16 protein-coding genes and 1 tRNA gene are annotated in these 14,463 nt (G+C 63.1%); 13 read left to right on the forward strand and 4 right to left on the reverse strand.

Annotated elements, in window-relative coordinates; genetic code table 11:
* Nucleotides 1-86 precede the first annotated feature (86 nt).
* From PVU19_RS13685 to PVU19_RS13700, 4 genes are all read left to right on the forward strand, one after another.
* Nucleotides 87-170, forward strand: a tRNA-Tyr gene (locus PVU19_RS13685).
* Nucleotides 171-235: 65 nt separating this feature from the next.
* Nucleotides 236-1,240 (forward strand): hypothetical protein, encoded by a 1,005-nt coding sequence (locus PVU19_RS13690; protein WP_050664281.1) that lies wholly within the window; start codon nt 236-238, stop codon nt 1,238-1,240.
* 279 nt (nt 1,241-1,519) lie between these two features.
* Nucleotides 1,520-2,128 carry an ImuA family protein gene (locus PVU19_RS13695; protein ID WP_050664280.1) on the forward strand — a complete coding sequence of 203 codons (609 nt, stop codon included), beginning with the start codon at nt 1,520-1,522 and terminating at the stop codon, nt 2,126-2,128.
* Between the two features lie 34 nt (nt 2,129-2,162).
* Nucleotides 2,163-2,720 (forward strand): YceI family protein, encoded by a 558-nt coding sequence (locus tag PVU19_RS13700; protein WP_050664279.1) that lies wholly within the window; start codon nt 2,163-2,165, stop codon nt 2,718-2,720.
* A 140-nt stretch (nt 2,721-2,860) separates the two neighbouring features.
* On the opposite strand, the gene PVU19_RS13705 is transcribed toward PVU19_RS13700, so the two are convergent.
* Together PVU19_RS13705 and PVU19_RS13710 are read right to left on the reverse strand one after the other, a co-directional pair.
* Nucleotides 2,861-3,769: a hypothetical protein gene (locus PVU19_RS13705; protein ID WP_200901890.1), complete on the reverse strand. Its 909-nt coding sequence runs from the start codon at nt 3,767-3,769 to the stop codon at nt 2,861-2,863.
* Nucleotides 3,766-4,296, reverse strand: a complete 531-nt coding sequence (locus PVU19_RS13710; protein WP_200901889.1) for a hypothetical protein — start codon at nt 4,294-4,296, stop codon at nt 3,766-3,768. Before PVU19_RS13710 ends, PVU19_RS13705 begins: the two co-directional genes overlap by 4 nt.
* A 369-nt stretch (nt 4,297-4,665) precedes the next feature.
* Between PVU19_RS13710 and PVU19_RS13715 the strand changes: the two genes are divergently transcribed.
* Nucleotides 4,666-5,889 (forward strand): MFS transporter, encoded by a 1,224-nt coding sequence (locus PVU19_RS13715; RefSeq protein WP_050663762.1) that lies wholly within the window; start codon nt 4,666-4,668, stop codon nt 5,887-5,889.
* A 7-nt stretch (nt 5,890-5,896) separates the two neighbouring features.
* On the opposite strand, the gene PVU19_RS13720 is transcribed toward PVU19_RS13715, so the two are convergent.
* Complete coding sequence (locus PVU19_RS13720; protein ID WP_050663761.1) at nt 5,897-6,532, reverse strand: glutathione S-transferase family protein; 636 nt, start codon at nt 6,530-6,532, stop codon at nt 5,897-5,899.
* Between the two features lie 134 nt (nt 6,533-6,666).
* Here PVU19_RS13720 and PVU19_RS13725 point away from each other — a divergent pair, with 134 nt between their 5' ends.
* The 8 genes from PVU19_RS13725 to PVU19_RS13760 all read left to right on the forward strand — a co-directional run bounded on the left by PVU19_RS13725 (nt 6,667) and on the right by PVU19_RS13760 (nt 13,735).
* Nucleotides 6,667-7,149, forward strand: a complete 483-nt coding sequence (locus PVU19_RS13725) for an RNA pyrophosphohydrolase (protein ID WP_050663760.1) — start codon at nt 6,667-6,669, stop codon at nt 7,147-7,149.
* Nucleotides 7,146-7,634, forward strand: coding sequence for a hypothetical protein (locus tag PVU19_RS13730; RefSeq protein ID WP_050663759.1), 489 nt, complete (start codon nt 7,146-7,148; stop codon nt 7,632-7,634). Before PVU19_RS13725 ends, PVU19_RS13730 begins: the two co-directional genes overlap by 4 nt.
* A gap of 190 nt (nt 7,635-7,824) precedes the next feature.
* A complete protein-coding gene (locus PVU19_RS13735; RefSeq protein ID WP_050663764.1) occupies nt 7,825-10,683 on the forward strand; it encodes a monovalent cation/H+ antiporter subunit A in 2,859 nt (952 codons plus the stop codon).
* 1 nt (nt 10,684) lies between these two features.
* Entirely contained in the window at nt 10,685-11,038 is a 354-nt protein-coding gene (locus tag PVU19_RS13740) for a Na+/H+ antiporter subunit C (RefSeq protein WP_050663758.1), read from the forward strand.
* Nucleotides 11,035-12,552, forward strand: a complete 1,518-nt coding sequence (locus PVU19_RS13745; RefSeq protein WP_050663757.1) for a monovalent cation/H+ antiporter subunit D — start codon at nt 11,035-11,037, stop codon at nt 12,550-12,552. The genes PVU19_RS13740 and PVU19_RS13745 overlap by 4 nt, the downstream gene beginning before the upstream one ends.
* Nucleotides 12,553-12,566: 14 nt before the next feature.
* The gene (locus PVU19_RS13750) at nt 12,567-13,058 is read left to right on the forward strand and encodes a Na+/H+ antiporter subunit E (RefSeq protein ID WP_050663756.1); all 492 of its coding nucleotides are present in this window, start codon (nt 12,567-12,569) and stop codon (nt 13,056-13,058) included.
* Nucleotides 13,055-13,324 carry a K+/H+ antiporter subunit F gene (locus PVU19_RS13755; protein WP_050663755.1) on the forward strand — a complete coding sequence of 90 codons (270 nt, stop codon included), beginning with the start codon at nt 13,055-13,057 and terminating at the stop codon, nt 13,322-13,324. Before PVU19_RS13750 ends, PVU19_RS13755 begins: the two co-directional genes overlap by 4 nt.
* 12 nt (nt 13,325-13,336) lie before the next feature.
* Complete coding sequence (locus PVU19_RS13760) at nt 13,337-13,735, forward strand: Na+/H+ antiporter subunit G (protein ID WP_050663754.1); 399 nt, start codon at nt 13,337-13,339, stop codon at nt 13,733-13,735.
* A 143-nt stretch (nt 13,736-13,878) separates the two neighbouring features.
* On the opposite strand, the gene PVU19_RS13765 is transcribed toward PVU19_RS13760, so the two are convergent.
* Nucleotides 13,879-14,460, reverse strand: a complete 582-nt coding sequence (locus PVU19_RS13765) for a DUF1523 family protein (protein ID WP_050663753.1) — start codon at nt 14,458-14,460, stop codon at nt 13,879-13,881.
* Nucleotides 14,461-14,463: the final 3 nt, after the last annotated feature.

Raw genomic sequence — 14,463 nt, forward strand, 5'->3', positions numbered from 1 at the left:
TGACGCCTGCGCGGGCCGCTAGTAATCAGCCCTCCACGTCAGGTGCTCAGCACCGGGCAACGTCAGGTGCTGCGCACCGGGCAAGTGGGCGACAGGCCGCAAGGTGTGGCAGGGGACTGTAACTCCCTCGCGGAGACGCACGCTAGGTTCGATTCCTAGGTCGCCCACCACTTTCCCCCTTTTGGCTCGTCCCGTAAACCGCCTATACTGCGGCGCAAAACGCAGGGGCACGGGCATGGCCGAACGCGGCACGCAACAGGCAGATTTCAACATCGTGATCGTCGCTCAGGGCGGACGGCTCGAATACGAGGCGCTGATCTTCGCCGCGTCATTGCGCGCCATGTCACCGGAATTTGCCGGGCGGCTCCTCATAGCGGAACCGCAACCGGGCCCGCTCTGGCCCAATGACCCCCGCATGAAAAGCGCCGAAATCCGCGCCCGGCTCGACGATCTGGGGGCCGAGATCCTGCCCTTCGAGAGCCGTCATTTCGGCCATGCCTACCCCTATGGCAACAAGATCGAGGCGCTTTTCGCCCTGCCCGAGGGTGCGCCCTTCGTATTCTTCGACACCGACACGCTGATCACCGGCGACCTGAGCCGGGTGCCCTTCGATTTCACCCGGCCCACCGCGTCGCTGCGCCGCAGCGGCACCTGGCCCGAGCCGGAACTTTACGGCCCCGGCTACACGAAGATCTGGAAATCGCTCTACGACTGGTTCGGTCTCGATTTCGAAACCTCGCTCGACCTCTCCCAGCCCGACGAATACTGGAAGCGGTACCTCTACTTCAACGCGGGCTTCTTCTTCTACACCTGCCCGCAGGTCTTCGGGCAGCGCTTCCTCGACTATGCCCTCGCCATCCGCGACGACGCGCCCCCCGAACTGGTGTGCCAGTCGCTCAATCCGTGGCTCGATCAGGTGGCGCTGCCACTGGTGATCCACGCCCTTGGCGGCGGCCGCGACACCCTGCCCGAGGGGCTGCTCGACGGCGACATCACCTGCCATTACCGCACCCTGCCCCTGCTCTACGCCCGCGAGAGCGACCACGTCATCGCCGTGCTGGAAGAGGTGACCGCCCCGCACCGGACCAAGAAGGCGCTCAAGGAATATGACGCCATCAAGCGGATGATCTACCAGGGGCGCGGCGCCAAGGTGCGCGCGCTCTTCGACCAGGACAACCTGCCCCGCCGCGAACAGGCGATCCGCAACATGATCAAGCGCAACGGCTTCTGGATGCGCTAGGGCGGGGGCGGTCTGGATCAGACATCCGATTGACGCACCTGCGCGAAACGCGGCCGAAGGCCGCCGCGCATCGCCGTGCCGCCCCCAGGCGCGGCGATTTGGCTGCAACCTGCTCTGCGCTCTGATGTTTTTCGGGCTTGGCTGGCATAAAGCACTGCCAAACAGATGTTGGATCGCCACACCGCGGCCCGTCGATGCGCGGCTCACATCAATGTCAGCTCCAGGCCATTCCCCACCCCCAACTTGAGAACATTCCGCGAACACGCTACACTCTCCCCCATGACCGCCCCGCTCCTCACCCGCCAGCAGCACTGCCCGCGCCCGGCCCTGCGCCTGCTGGGCACGCTGCCCTTCACCCAGGCCCGCCTGCACGAGGGCTGCGGCCCCGCCCGTCACAGCCTCGCCGCCCTGCTCATCGGGGCCACACGCGGCCCGGTGCTCTGGATCACCCCCGCATGGGCCACCGACCGCCTCAACCCCGAAGGCGCCTGCCCCCTCACCGGCCCCGACAACGGCCCCGACCGCCTGCTCTTCGCCACGCCCCAGCGCCGCGAGGATCTGCTCTGGTGCATGGAAGAGGCGCTGCGCAGCGGCGCCACCCCCCTCGTCATCGCCGACCTGCCAGCACCCCCCGGCCTCACCCCCGTGCGCCGCCTGCATCTGGCCGCCGAAGAAGGCGCCACGCGCGGCCACCACCGCCCCCTCGGCCTGATCCTGACACCGGGCAACGGCGGCGCACCGGGGGTCGAGAGCCGCTGGCACATGGCCCCCGCGCATGACCTCGACACCGACCGCTGGCATCTGGAACGCCGCCGCGCCCGCGACGCCCCGCCCGCCGCATGGCACCTCTCGGGCCAGCCCGGCGCATGGGCGCTCAAGCAAACGTGACATCCGCCCCCCGCCGCCGCGCGTATACCGGGACATGATCCGCCGTCTCGCCCTCGCCCTTTGCCTGATCGCCACACAGGCCGCCGCCGCGCCCGAGGCCTACCGGCTCGACACCGAACGCTCCTCGGTGGGCTTCACCTACCGGCTCGGGCAGGCGGAAACGGCGGGCACCATGCCGGTGCGCGCCGCCGAAATGTGGATCGACCTTGCCAATCCCTCCGCCAGCCGCGTCACCGTCACGCTCGACGCGAGCGCGGCCCGCGCGGGCGTGTTCTTCGCGACCGAGGCGATGCGCGGGCCCCAGGTGCTCGACACCGCGCGCCACCCCCTGATCACCTTCCGCTCCACCCGCATCACCGGCACCCTGCAGGCCGCCCGGATCGAAGGCCGCGTCACCCTGCGCGGCGTGACCCGCCCGATCACCCTCGACGCCGGCCTCTACCGCCAGCGCGGCACCGAGGCCCGCGACCTCGACCACCTCACCGTGCTACTGACCGGCCAGATCGACCGCCACGCCTTCGGCGCCTCCGGCTTTGCCGACCTCGTGGGGCCACTCATAGACCTGCGGATCGTGGTGCGGATTGAGAGGTAGGGCATTATACACCTGCAACGAGGGCGAATTAGCCAATACGGTGGCGTGGGAGAAGAGGGCACAATCATGTTGATAAGGAGCAACGGAGGTTCGCGGCACCTCGCATCACAATCCAGACTGCCAGTGCGCAATAAATTCAGCTATATGAGTTTCTTGCTAGCGGATTCTTTGGGTGTCGCATCAATAACAATGATGTCGGACGCGCGTTGACCTGACGCAATTCGCTCATTTCTAATCTTTTGAATTTTTTCGAGTTTGCCTCCCAACTTTCCGTAGTCAATGACCACGAAGATGCCAAAGAAGCTATGATTTGCCTTTTTGTAGTGCTCAAGCTGAACCTCGTAACCATGCTTAACTTTGCCGATATCTCTCCTCAATTCTACGAGAACATTCGCCTCATAGCCGGACGAGAATTTGAAATCGACAGGTCCTCCCCCCATGTTCGCCTCGGGTGACATATCAATGTTGTTAGCCTTACAAAATGCATCTGCAGCGAGTTGAAAAATGATCTGCGAAGCCCGCTCAAGTTTGGGTTTATCTCCAGACCATAACTCCTTCCAGAGATCGCCAACTTCAACGTGCTTTTTGAACATCTCGATCGCTTCTAGCACGACCTCTCGGATTGCCTCAGGACCCTTAGTTAAATCAACGTTTGATTTCACTTCGAATCTTGCTTTGTCTTGCAACATTAACTGCCGCAGGCGAAAATAACCTAGAATGTCTTCATCAGCGTCGTAGGCTTTAGCGTTGGCCATGACAGATGCAAGAAAGTGGCTGAAAGCGTCAGAAGAACTTAGTGCTGCACTCCGCAAAGCTTCCTTATATTCGGTGACGGTTGGTGTTGCTATCCCCGCGAGCATCTGACTAACTCGCGCTCGAATTTGATCGTTTAACATGGCGGCCGCCTGAACATCCGACCAATCATTTGCGATAGGTAGATCACGAACAATATCTCTTGGAACCAGTAAGAATGGCCTGAGTTTCCCACTTCCGTCATCGTAAGTAGGAAGTTCCACCTTGCTGTTTACGTCAATTATTTGCGTTTTCACATTCGTGCGTTCACAAAGTCCCTAGTGATTCCTGCAAGCCTCGAAAAAATGACCCAAGTGGTAAAATCGCTAATGGTGTCGGGGCCAACGCCCTCTTCAAAAAAACCCATTAGAGAGATCATGTCCGGGTCTTTTGCACCCAACCTAATAATCTCTGCCGAGGTTCTGAGAATTGACTGCTTAATCTCGTAGGATCGGGAACTGCCTGACCTGCTTGAACCACCGTATCCTAGTCCATTTTCCGAAGGTTCTTCTAGCTTCAGAAGTTTTTCTGCGCCCTTCCATGCAGCATCGCCCTCGTTTTCAGAGATTGTTAGAAGCCGAATTACGTTGGTGAAGTGTTTTCGAAAATCTCCAACCGCCTCTTTAGAGATTTCCTCATAGGAGCACTTCTCGAGCAAAACTGGGTCAATGAAAAGCTCCAAGTCCACATTAATAAACGGATCTAATAAATTTGCCTTGTCCAGCTCATCCGGATCAATGCCAAAGTACGAAGAGAATAAGATCGGGTTAGAATACTTCGCCATGAAAACTCCGGTGACGTCTCAATCTCAATACGACCAACGCCGGTAACATGCGCCAAATCCGAACAAAAGGCTATGGTGGAATTGTGAATAGCAAATACAACCCTGCCCAGTCGATCCGCGTGGGTTTCACCCATCCTACGATTTCCTGCCCCGGGACTCGCGCCGCCCCCACCGCACGCCCCATTAACCCCACCCCCCCCCGAAATCCGCACCGACGGAATACCGACGCGATACCGACGCGATACAGCCTGTCAAAACTCAGGAATTTCCGGGCGTTAACCGTGATTCGCGGCCCCTGGCCCGAAACCGACACCGCCATGTCGAAAACATGTGGTCCCGCCCCACGCATCCTGCCATTCTGGCCCCACCATGCGCCTGATGATTTCCTTCGCGGCCCTCTTCCTGTCGGTCATTCTGCTCCAGCTTTCCACCGGCGGGGTGGGTCCGCTCGATGCCCTCTCGGGCCTTGCCCTGGACTTCTCCACAGCCCAGATCGGCCTGCTCGGATCGGCCCATTTCGTGGGGTTTTTCATCGGCTGCTGGGTCGCCCCGCGCCTGATGGGCTCGATCGGTCACAGCCGCGCATTCGCCGCCTTCACCGCCATGGGCGCGATCGGTCTGCTGGCCCATATGCTGGTGATCGACCCCTATGCCTGGTCGCTGATGCGGGTCGCCTCGGGTCTCTGCGTCGCGGGCTGTTACACGGTGATCGAGGCATGGTTGCAGGCCAAGGTCACCAACCAGACCCGGGGCCGCACCATGGGGGTCTACCGGGTGGTGGACATGGGCGCATCCCTCGCCGCGCAAATGCTGATTTCCGTATTGGCACCAGCGTCTTACGTCTCCTACAACCTGCTGGCGCTCTTGTGCTGCGCGGCCCTTCTGCCGCTCACCCTCTCGCGCCTCAGAGAGCCCGAAACCCCCGCCGCTCCGCGCCTGCGTCCGATGCTGCTGATCGCCTGCTCACCGCTCGCCGCCGCAGGCGTTCTGGTGGCCGCTTTGTCCTCGGCCTCGTTCCGCATGGTGGGGCCGCTCTACGGCGGACAGGTCGGCCTCGCCATCGACCAGATCGCGGGCTTTCTGGCGGTCTTCGTGCTGGGCGGCGCGGTCGCGCAATACCCCGTCGGCTGGCTCGCCGACCGCTATGATCGCAGGTGGGTTCTGATCGGACTCTCGCTCGCCGCGATCCTGTCGAGCCTCACCACCGCCATGACCCATAACCTCGAGACCTTCGGCATCCTGATGACGGCGTTCTTCTTCGGCATGACCACCTTTCCGATCTACTCGGTCAGCGCCGCCCACGCCCATGATTTCGCCGACGCCTCCGAACGGGTGGAGCTGTCGGCGGCGCTGATGTTCTTCTTCGCCGTCGGCGCCATCGCCGCCCCCCTCATGGCCTCCACTCTGATCGAGGTCTACGGCCCCGCCGCGATGTTTGTGATGATCGCCGCAGGCCATGCTGTGCTGGTGATTTTCGGCCTGATCCGCATGCGGGCCCGCCCCGGCGCCGAAACCCGCACGGCCTATATCTGGTCGCCGCGCACGTCTTTCCTGATCGGCCGCCTGACCGGGCGCAGCCGCGAACGCGACTGACCCGGCCCTAGCCCAGATCGGGCTCGGTTTTGGCAAAGGTTTCAAGGCTTTGCATCGCCTCGAACCACTCCTTCACGCCCGGTACGCTCATCACCGCGTCGGCGTCCGGCGTGAGCGAAACGTAGAACAGGATCGGCCCAAGAAAGTAATCGGCCAGCGTCGGCGCATCACCCGCCAGCCACTTCGCCCCGTCGCCGTTGTCCATCAACAGCTGCAACAACGTCTTGGAATCGGCGATCGCCTGCTTGCGCGCGTCCTCGTCCTGCCCGCCGATAAGATCGGGAAACAGATGATAGCCCGCCACACCGACGAGGGCACCGTAGCCATAGCTGCCGATCAGGCCGATCGCCTCGTTCATCCGCGCGCGGGCCTTGGCATCCTTGGGTGTCAGCGCCGGTTCGGGCGCGATATCCTCCAGATACCGGCAGATCGCATCGGTCTCGCGAATGCGCAGCCCGTCGATATCCAGCACCGGCACCTTGCCGAACGGATGCCGCGCCAGATGCTCGGGCTGGCGCGGCTCGCCTTCCAGCACATTGACCGGCACCTGATCGTAGTCGATGCCCTTGTCGGCCAGCACCATGCGCACCGTGCGCACATAGGTCGAGCCATCGAAGCCATAAAGCACGGGTTTGTCAGCCATTGGTGTTTTTCCTCCTGCGGCGTGGTTCCCGCGACAGGGTGTCCCGCGTGCCGTAAATGTCAACTCCGACGCTCTGCCCGCTTGACGCGCCGCGCAGGACAAAGCAGGGTTTGCGCGCTCAGGAAAGGCCCGCCATGACCCCCGAAGAGATCGCCAAACTGCCCTACCGCGCCTGTGTCGGCGTGATGCTCGTGAACCGCGCGGGCCATGTCTTTGTCGGGCAGCGCATCGACAATGACGCCCCCGCCTGGCAGATGCCGCAGGGCGGCATTGACCCCGGCGAGACCCCGCAACAGGCCGCCCTGCGCGAGCTCTGGGAAGAAACCGGCGTCACCGCCGACAAGGTCCGGATCGAGGCCGAGGCCGAGGGGTGGCTTTACTACGATCTGCCGCATGACCTCGTGCCGCGCATCTGGAAGGGGCGCTATCGGGGGCAACAGCAGAAATGGGTGCTTATGCGCTTTCTGGGGCAGGACACGGATGTGAACATCGCCACAGATCACCCGGAATTTTCCGAATGGCGCTGGTTGCCACCCGCTGATCTGGTGGCGAATATCGTGCCGTTCAAACGCGCGGTCTACACGTCGGTGCTTGACGAATTCGAGGCGCTCCTGTGATCCGCGTCGCGCTCTTCACCCTGCTTTGCGCGCTCACCGGCCCGGCGCTCGCGCTGACCTGCCTGCCGCCTGATGTGGCCCGGACCTATCAGCAGGCGGCCGAGGCGGAAGAGGCTTATATCGTGGTGCATGCGCGGCTGGAGTTCGACGCTGACGCCCTGCCGCGCACAGACTGGCAGGATCAGGCGGCGAGCCCGCCGCATACCCTGATCCCGGCGCGCATGACCGGGCATGCCCTCACCAAGACCGGGTTCGACCTGCGGTTTGATCGCGCCATAACCCTCGATGCCCAGTGTTTCGGGCCGTGGTGCGCGGGCGCCATCCCCGGCACCTCCTATCTCGCCTTTCTGCAACGCACGCAGGACGGTTACCTGCTCGCACTCGACCCCTGCGGCGGCATGGGCTTTGCAGACCCCACGCCGGAAACCCTGCGCCGGGTGGAGACCTGTTACAGCGGCGGGCGATGCGATCCTCAAAGCCCCTGACCACGCAGTCGGCATGCGTTTTGCAACGCATAAACCTGAAATCGACCGGATTCGGGTTGTTGCGGGCAAGGGCATCAATATATTACCGATGGTTAATCGAGATGGCTTGGCCTGTGCCCAGTGATGGGGGCAGTGCAAACCGGGCCACAGGGACGGGACAGGGGGCAGGACACGCATGGACAGTGCCGCAATCTATTTGCCGATCATCGCGGCATTGCCATTCTTGGGCGCGCTCTTTCCGGGTTTGATGATCCAGGCGGGCCGCAACACATGCGCTGCCTTCACCGCGTCTGCCACGATCCTCGCCTTGATCCTGCTGCTGCTCTGCGCCCCCGCCGTGATGCGTGGCGAGGTTCTGACCTTTGGCATCGACTGGCTGCCCTCGCTTGGCCTCAACGTCAATTTCATGCTCGACGGGCTGGGGCTGCTCTTTGCCGGGCTGATCCTCGGCATCGGCCTGCTGATAATCCTCTACGCGCGGTTCTACCTGTCGCGAGAGGACCCGATGGGGCAGTTCTACACTTACCTTCTGCTCTTTCAGGGCGCGATGGTGGGGATCGTCCTCAGCGACAACATCCTGCTTTTGCTGGTCTTCTGGGAGCTGACCTCGCTATCGTCCTTCCTGCTGATCGGCTATTGGAAGCATCTGCCCGAGGGGCGGCAGGGCGCGCGCATGGCGCTGACTGTCACCGGCCTCGGCGGTCTTGCGATGATCGGGGGCATGCTGATCCTCGGCAATATCGCGGGCAGCTATGACCTGAGCGTGATCCTGACGCAGAAAGAGGCGATTCAGGCCAGCCCGCTCTACCTGCCCGCGCTGATCCTGATCCTCTTGGGCTGTTTCACCAAATCGGCGCAGTTCCCGTTCCATTTCTGGCTGCCGCACGCCATGGCCGCGCCCACCCCCGTCTCGGCCTACCTGCACTCGGCCACGATGGTGAAGGCAGGGCTCTTTCTGATGGCGCGGATGTGGCCGGTGCTGGCGGGCACGCCGGAATGGTTCTGGATCGTGGCCTCGACCGGCCTCATCACCATGGTGATGGCGGCCAAGATCGCGCTCTTCAAGGATGATCTCAAGGCGCTGCTCGCGTTCTCCACGGTCAGCCACCTCGGCCTCATCACCATGCTACTGGGTCTCGGCACCAAGGCGGCGGCGGTCGTGGCGGTGTTTCACATCATCAACCACGCGACGTTCAAGGCAGCGCTCTTCATGACCGCGGGCATTATCGACCACGAGGCCCATACCCGCGATATCAAACGGCTTGGCGGGTTGCGGCACCTGATGCCGATCACCTTCACCATCGCCACCATCGCGGCGCTCTCCATGGCGGGCATTCCGCCGCTCAACGGATTCCTCTCCAAGGAAATGATGCTGGAAGAGGTGGCGCATACCCACTGGATCGGGCCACATTGGCTAATGGGCGCGGTTGCGACGCTCGGCGCGCTCTTCTCGGTGGCCTACTCGTTTCGCTACATCGCGCATGTGTTCCTCGGCAAGGAACGCAGCGATTACCCCGCCAAGCCGCATGACCCCGGTTTCGGCATGTGGGCGGCCCCGGCCTTCCTGACGGTGCTGGTCATCCTGATTGGGTTCATGCCGATGACCTTCGCGGGCGATCTGGTGAAGGTGACGGCGCAGGCGGTGACGCAGGCGGATCCTTATGTGAAAATCTACCACTGGCACGGGCTGGTGCCCGCCTTCTGGATGTCGGTGATCGCGGTTCTGGGCGGCGCGCTCCTGCTCACCTTGCACGCCCCCCTGATGCGGATGTGGAACGCCACGCCGCGCCCCGAGGCCAAGGTGATGTTCGACGCCGTGACGCGCGCCGCCACATCCCTGTCCAACGCGCTGACCGACGGTATCCACAACGGCGCGCTCACCCGCAACGCCGCCGTCTTCGCCATCGCGGTCATCGCCGCCGGTGCGTTGGCATGGTCCGGCGGCAACGCGCTCGGCCCGACGCGCGAGGCGCTGCCGATCACCATCATCCCGGCGATTGGCTGGCTGCTGCTGGTGCTGGCCACGATCTGCCTCGTGGCCTTCCACCGCAACCGCTTCCTCGCGCTGGTGCTGATGGGGATCGTCGGGCTGATGGTCTCGCTCGGCTTCGTCTACTTCTCCGCTCCTGATCTTGCGCTGACGCAGATCTCGGTCGAGGTGGTGACGATCATCCTGCTCCTTCTGGCCCTGAACTTCCTGCCGCGCGAGACGCCTGCCGAGAGCAGCCCGGCCCGCCGACTGCGTGACGCAGGCATCGCCATTGTCGGCGGCGTGGCGGTCACCGGCCTGACCTATGCCATCCTCGTGCGTGACTTCGCCCAAGAGAGCATCTCGGCCTTCCACCTCGCCAACTCCTACAAGGGCGGCGGTGGCACCAACGTGGTCAACGTGATCCTCGTGGACTTCCGGGGCTTTGACACCTATGGCGAGATCATCGTTCTGGGAATCGCGGCGCTGGTGATCTACGCGCTGACCGAGACCGTGCTCAAGGGGCCCGGTGGGCGCTGGCTCGCCAATTGGGACGCGCATCGCTATGCCGAGGCGGGCGACCGGCACCCGCTGATGATGGTGGTCGCGACCCGCGTGATGATGCCGATTGCGCTGATGGTCGGGGCCTTCATCTTCCTGCGCGGCCATAACGAGCCCGGCGGCGGCTTCATCGCCGGTCTGATCGTCGCCATCGCGTTCCTGATGCAATACATGGCCTCGGGCTTTGCCTGGGCCGAAGACCGGCAGCGCGTGACCTATCACGCCACCATCGGCTTTGGCGTGCTGATCGCCAGCGTGACCGGCATCGGCGCATGGCTCAACGGGCGGCCCTTCCTGACCTCGGATTACGGCTATCTGCATTTCCCGCCCATCGAGGAATTCGAATGGGCCACCGCCATGGCCTTTGACGTGGGCGTGTTCCTGACGGTGGTGGGCGCGGTGATGCTCGCGCTCAACAGCCTGTCGAGCATGGCACGCCGCTCGGGCGAGACGGTCAACGTCTTCCCGATGGATATCAACCCGGCGCGCGAAGACGCACCGAAAGAGGGAGAGGCCTGACATGGAACTTCTGTTCGCAACAGCCATCGGGCTTCTCACCGCCGCCGGTATCTACCTCGTGCTGCGCCTGCGCAGCTTTCCGGTGATCATCGGGATCTCGCTGCTGACCTACGCGGTCAATCTCTTTCTCTTCGGCGCGGGGCGGCTGGCGATCAACCTGCCCCCGGTGCTGCGCAAGGGGGTCGAGACCTATACCGACCCACTGCCGCAGGCGCTGGTGCTTACGGCCATCGTGATCTCCTTCGGGATGACGGCGGTGGTGGTGATGCTGGCCCTCGGGGCCTACCTCTCGGGCCGCGAGGACAGCGTGAACATGGACGACAGCGCCGCGCCCGATCAGGAGAATAAGGCATGAACCACTGGATTATCGCCCCTGTTCTTCTTCCGGCGGTGCTCGCGGCGGTGCAGACCCTGACCATGCGGCACCATCCGCTGTTGCAGCGGGTGTTCTCGCTGGCGGGCGTGGTGGCGGTGCTGGCGGTGGCGCTTGGCCTGACGCTGCACGCGGCCACGGGTGCCATCGAGGTTTATGAGCTGGGCAACTGGCCTGCCCCCTTCGGCATCGTGCTGGTGCTGGATCGCCTGTCGGCGCTGATGGTGCTGCTGACGGCGGTGCTCGCCGGGCTGGTGCTGCTCTACGCCATCGGCTCGGGCTGGGATCAGCGCGGCAACAATTTCCATCCGCTGTTCCAGTTTCAGCTGATGGGCATTTTCGGCGCCTTCCTGACCGGCGACGCCTTCAACCTCTTCGTGTTCTTCGAGGTGCTGCTGATCGCCTCTTACGGGCTGATGATCCACGCAGGCGGGGCGCGCCGGCTCAAGGCAGGGGTACAATACGTCATCTACAACCTGCTGGGCTCCACCCTCTTTCTCTTTGCGCTCGGCACGCTTTACGCGGTGACTGGCACGCTCAACATGGCCGATCTGGCAGTGCGTGCGGCGGAAATCCCGGTCGAGGACAGCGCGCTCCTCCGTGTCGGCGCGATGCTGCTGTTTCTGGTCTTCGCGATCAAGGCCGCGCTCTTGCCGCTGCATTTCTGGCTGCCCGAAACCTATGCCGAGGCCCCCGCCCCGGTGGCCGCGCTCTTTGCGATCATGACCAAGGTCGGGGCCTATGCGATCCTGCGGATGTACACGCTGGTCTTCGGCCCCGATCTGGGCGCCACGGCGGAACTCATCGACAATATGATGATCTACGCGGCCCTCATCACCATCGCTGCGGGGATGATCGGCGTTCTCGGGGCCAAGCGTCTGGGTCGGCTCGCCGCCTTCGCCTCCATCGGCTCGATGGGCACGCTGCTAATCGCCATCGCCGGGTTCCGCCCCGAGACGACGGCGGCGGCGATCTATTACATGCTGCATTCCACCTTCGCGGCGGCGCTTTTGTTTCTCGTGGTCGATCTGGTACGCGAACGGCGTGGGGATATGGGCGGCGCGCTGCGGCCCGGCCCGCGCATGGCACATCACGGGCTCATCGCGGCGCTGTTCTTCGGCGCGGCGATTGCATCGGCGGGCATGCCGCCGCTCTCGGGCTTCATCGGCAAGCTCTTGGTGCTCGACGCGGTGCGCGACATGGCCGAGGTCTGGCTGATCTGGGCAGTGATCCTCGCCACCTCGCTCGTCGCGGTGCTGGGCTTTGCGCAGGCGGGCAGCATGGTGTTCTGGAACCTCGCCCCTGCGACGGATGACGCCCCGCAAGAGGCCCCCGCCCCGCAACCCGCATTGCCGATTGTGGCGGTCTGCGCGATGCTGGGGGTGATCATCGCGCTGTCGGTCCTCGCCGGTCCGATGATGGGCTATATCGACGCGACGGCCACGCAACTGCATGCACCGGATGGCTATATCGCCGCCGTGCTCGGCACAAACTGAGGAGGGACAAGACGATGCTCCGCAAACTTCTGCCCCATCCCTTCCTCACGCTCACGCTGATTGTGGTCTGGCAAATGCTGGTCAACAAGCTGACCCTTGGCAACCTGCTGCTCGGCACAATTCTGGCCCTGATCATCCCGGTCATCACCTCGCCCTACTGGCCCAACCGGCCCAAGCTGCGCAGCGCGCCGCGCATCGTGGAATACGTGCTGGTCGTGCTCTGGGATATCTGCGTGGCCAATGTGCAGGTCGCCTATGTGATCCTTTTCAAAACCAACGCCAACACCAAACCGGCGTGGATTTCCATCCCGCTCGAGTTGCGCACCCCCGAGGCAATCACCGTGCTGGCAGGCACCATCACCATGACCCCCGGCACGGTATCGAGCGATGTCGCCGCCGACGGGCGCAGCCTGCTGGTGCATTGCCTCGACGCGCCCGACCCTGACGCCGTGCGCGACGAGATCAAGACCCGCTACGAGGCCCGGCTGAAGGAGATTTTCGAATGATCGAATACGCGCTCTATTTCGCCTTCGCCTGTTTCGGCCTCGGCCTCCTGATGAACATCTACCGCGTGATCAGCGCGCCTGCCGTCGGTGACCGTATCCTCGCGCTCGACACGATGGTGGTGAACGCCATCGCGCTGCTGGCGCTCTATGGCATCCACAAGGGCACGACGGTCTATTTCGAGGCCTCGATGATCATCGCCATGACCGGCTTCATCTCCACCGTCTCCTACACGCGCTTCCTGCTGCGCGGCGACATCATCGAATAAGGGGGAAAGATCATGCTCATCGACATCCTCATTTCCGCCTGTCTGGTGATCAGCGGCATTTTCGGGCTGGTCGGCTCGTTCGGCCTGATCAAGCTGCCCGACCCGATGATGCGCCTGCATGCGCCGACCAAGGCGACGACGCTCGGGGTCGGTGGCGCGCTCATCGCCTCAATGCTCTATTTCTACTTCGTCGTGGGGAATTTCTCGTTCCACGAATTGATGATCACGCTGTTTTTGTTCCTGACGGCACCGATCACCGGGCATTTCATCGCCAAGACGCATCTGCACCTGCTGCACAAACCCGCCGACCTGCCACCCACCGGCACCGACCGGCCCTGGGCCAGCTATGAAAGCGACGCCGAACGTCAGCGCATCGAAGCAGAGCAAGCGGCAGAAAACCCGCGCGCATGAAAGCGCGGCGATGCGTGACCCGGTGCGCAAGATCATCTGCGCAAAGCCCGGTTACGGACCAGGAAAGTTCAAAACTTTCTTGATCGGAATTTTTTCAAAATTCCATCACGCCGCGACCGTATCAGGCCACGCCTCGCACCACGCTACCGGGCGCTCTCGCTCCATTCATCCACCACCGGCTCGATCCGGCGCTCGCGAAACCGGATCCAGCGCACGCGAATGGCCCAGAACAGCGCCGCCAGCAGCACCAGCACCACGATCTTGACCCACGGTATGATCTGCTCGTCCGGGCCGGTGGCCGCGCGGATGCTCACCGCATTGGGGTAGATCGAGAACAGCTCATTGCGCCACCCGTAATGACGCACCACCACCCATTGCGAGGTCTCGGCATTCTTCTTGGACATCATGTCCGACGCCTGCGCCTGAAGATTGGCGGTATCGAACTTGAAATATGGCGGCCAGCCCCAGCCGGTATCCTCGTTGCGATAGATCATCGGCTTGTCGTTGCCCTGAAAGGTCTGGATGAAGAAAACGTCGCGCTCGGTCGCCGTCGGATCCTCGCCAGTATCGGCATTCGACCAGAACAGCGCATTGTCGCCCGGATTGACCCGTTTTTCATAGGTGTCGGTGATCCGCACCACGTCATGCTGCGGCAGCGTATAGTGCAGAAAGGCGATCACCGCCGTCCAGAACACGCCCCAGAACACCCATTTGACATAGACCATGCG

Source organism: Roseovarius tolerans (assembly GCF_028885395.1).
GTDB classification, from domain to species: domain Bacteria; phylum Pseudomonadota; class Alphaproteobacteria; order Rhodobacterales; family Rhodobacteraceae; genus Roseovarius; species Roseovarius tolerans.

Coding starts and splice junctions, on each gene's coding strand:
- PVU19_RS13725 (WP_050663760.1), top strand. CDS start 6,667: ATGACCCCCGAAGAGATCGCCAAACTGCCCTACCGCGCCTGTGTCGGC.
- PVU19_RS13700 (WP_050664279.1), top strand. CDS start 2,163: ATGATCCGCCGTCTCGCCCTCGCCCTTTGCCTGATCGCCACACAGGCC.
- PVU19_RS13715 (WP_050663762.1), top strand. CDS start 4,666: ATGCGCCTGATGATTTCCTTCGCGGCCCTCTTCCTGTCGGTCATTCTG.
- PVU19_RS13750 (WP_050663756.1), top strand. CDS start 12,567: ATGCTCCGCAAACTTCTGCCCCATCCCTTCCTCACGCTCACGCTGATT.
- PVU19_RS13765 (WP_050663753.1), bottom strand. CDS start 14,460: ATGGTCTATGTCAAATGGGTGTTCTGGGGCGTGTTCTGGACGGCGGTG.
- PVU19_RS13690 (WP_050664281.1), top strand. CDS start 236: ATGGCCGAACGCGGCACGCAACAGGCAGATTTCAACATCGTGATCGTC.
- PVU19_RS13720 (WP_050663761.1), bottom strand. CDS start 6,532: ATGGCTGACAAACCCGTGCTTTATGGCTTCGATGGCTCGACCTATGTG.
- PVU19_RS13755 (WP_050663755.1), top strand. CDS start 13,055: ATGATCGAATACGCGCTCTATTTCGCCTTCGCCTGTTTCGGCCTCGGC.
- PVU19_RS13710 (WP_200901889.1), bottom strand. CDS start 4,296: ATGGCGAAGTATTCTAACCCGATCTTATTCTCTTCGTACTTTGGCATT.
- PVU19_RS13695 (WP_050664280.1), top strand. CDS start 1,520: ATGACCGCCCCGCTCCTCACCCGCCAGCAGCACTGCCCGCGCCCGGCC.
- PVU19_RS13760 (WP_050663754.1), top strand. CDS start 13,337: ATGCTCATCGACATCCTCATTTCCGCCTGTCTGGTGATCAGCGGCATT.
- PVU19_RS13740 (WP_050663758.1), top strand. CDS start 10,685: ATGGAACTTCTGTTCGCAACAGCCATCGGGCTTCTCACCGCCGCCGGT.
- PVU19_RS13745 (WP_050663757.1), top strand. CDS start 11,035: ATGAACCACTGGATTATCGCCCCTGTTCTTCTTCCGGCGGTGCTCGCG.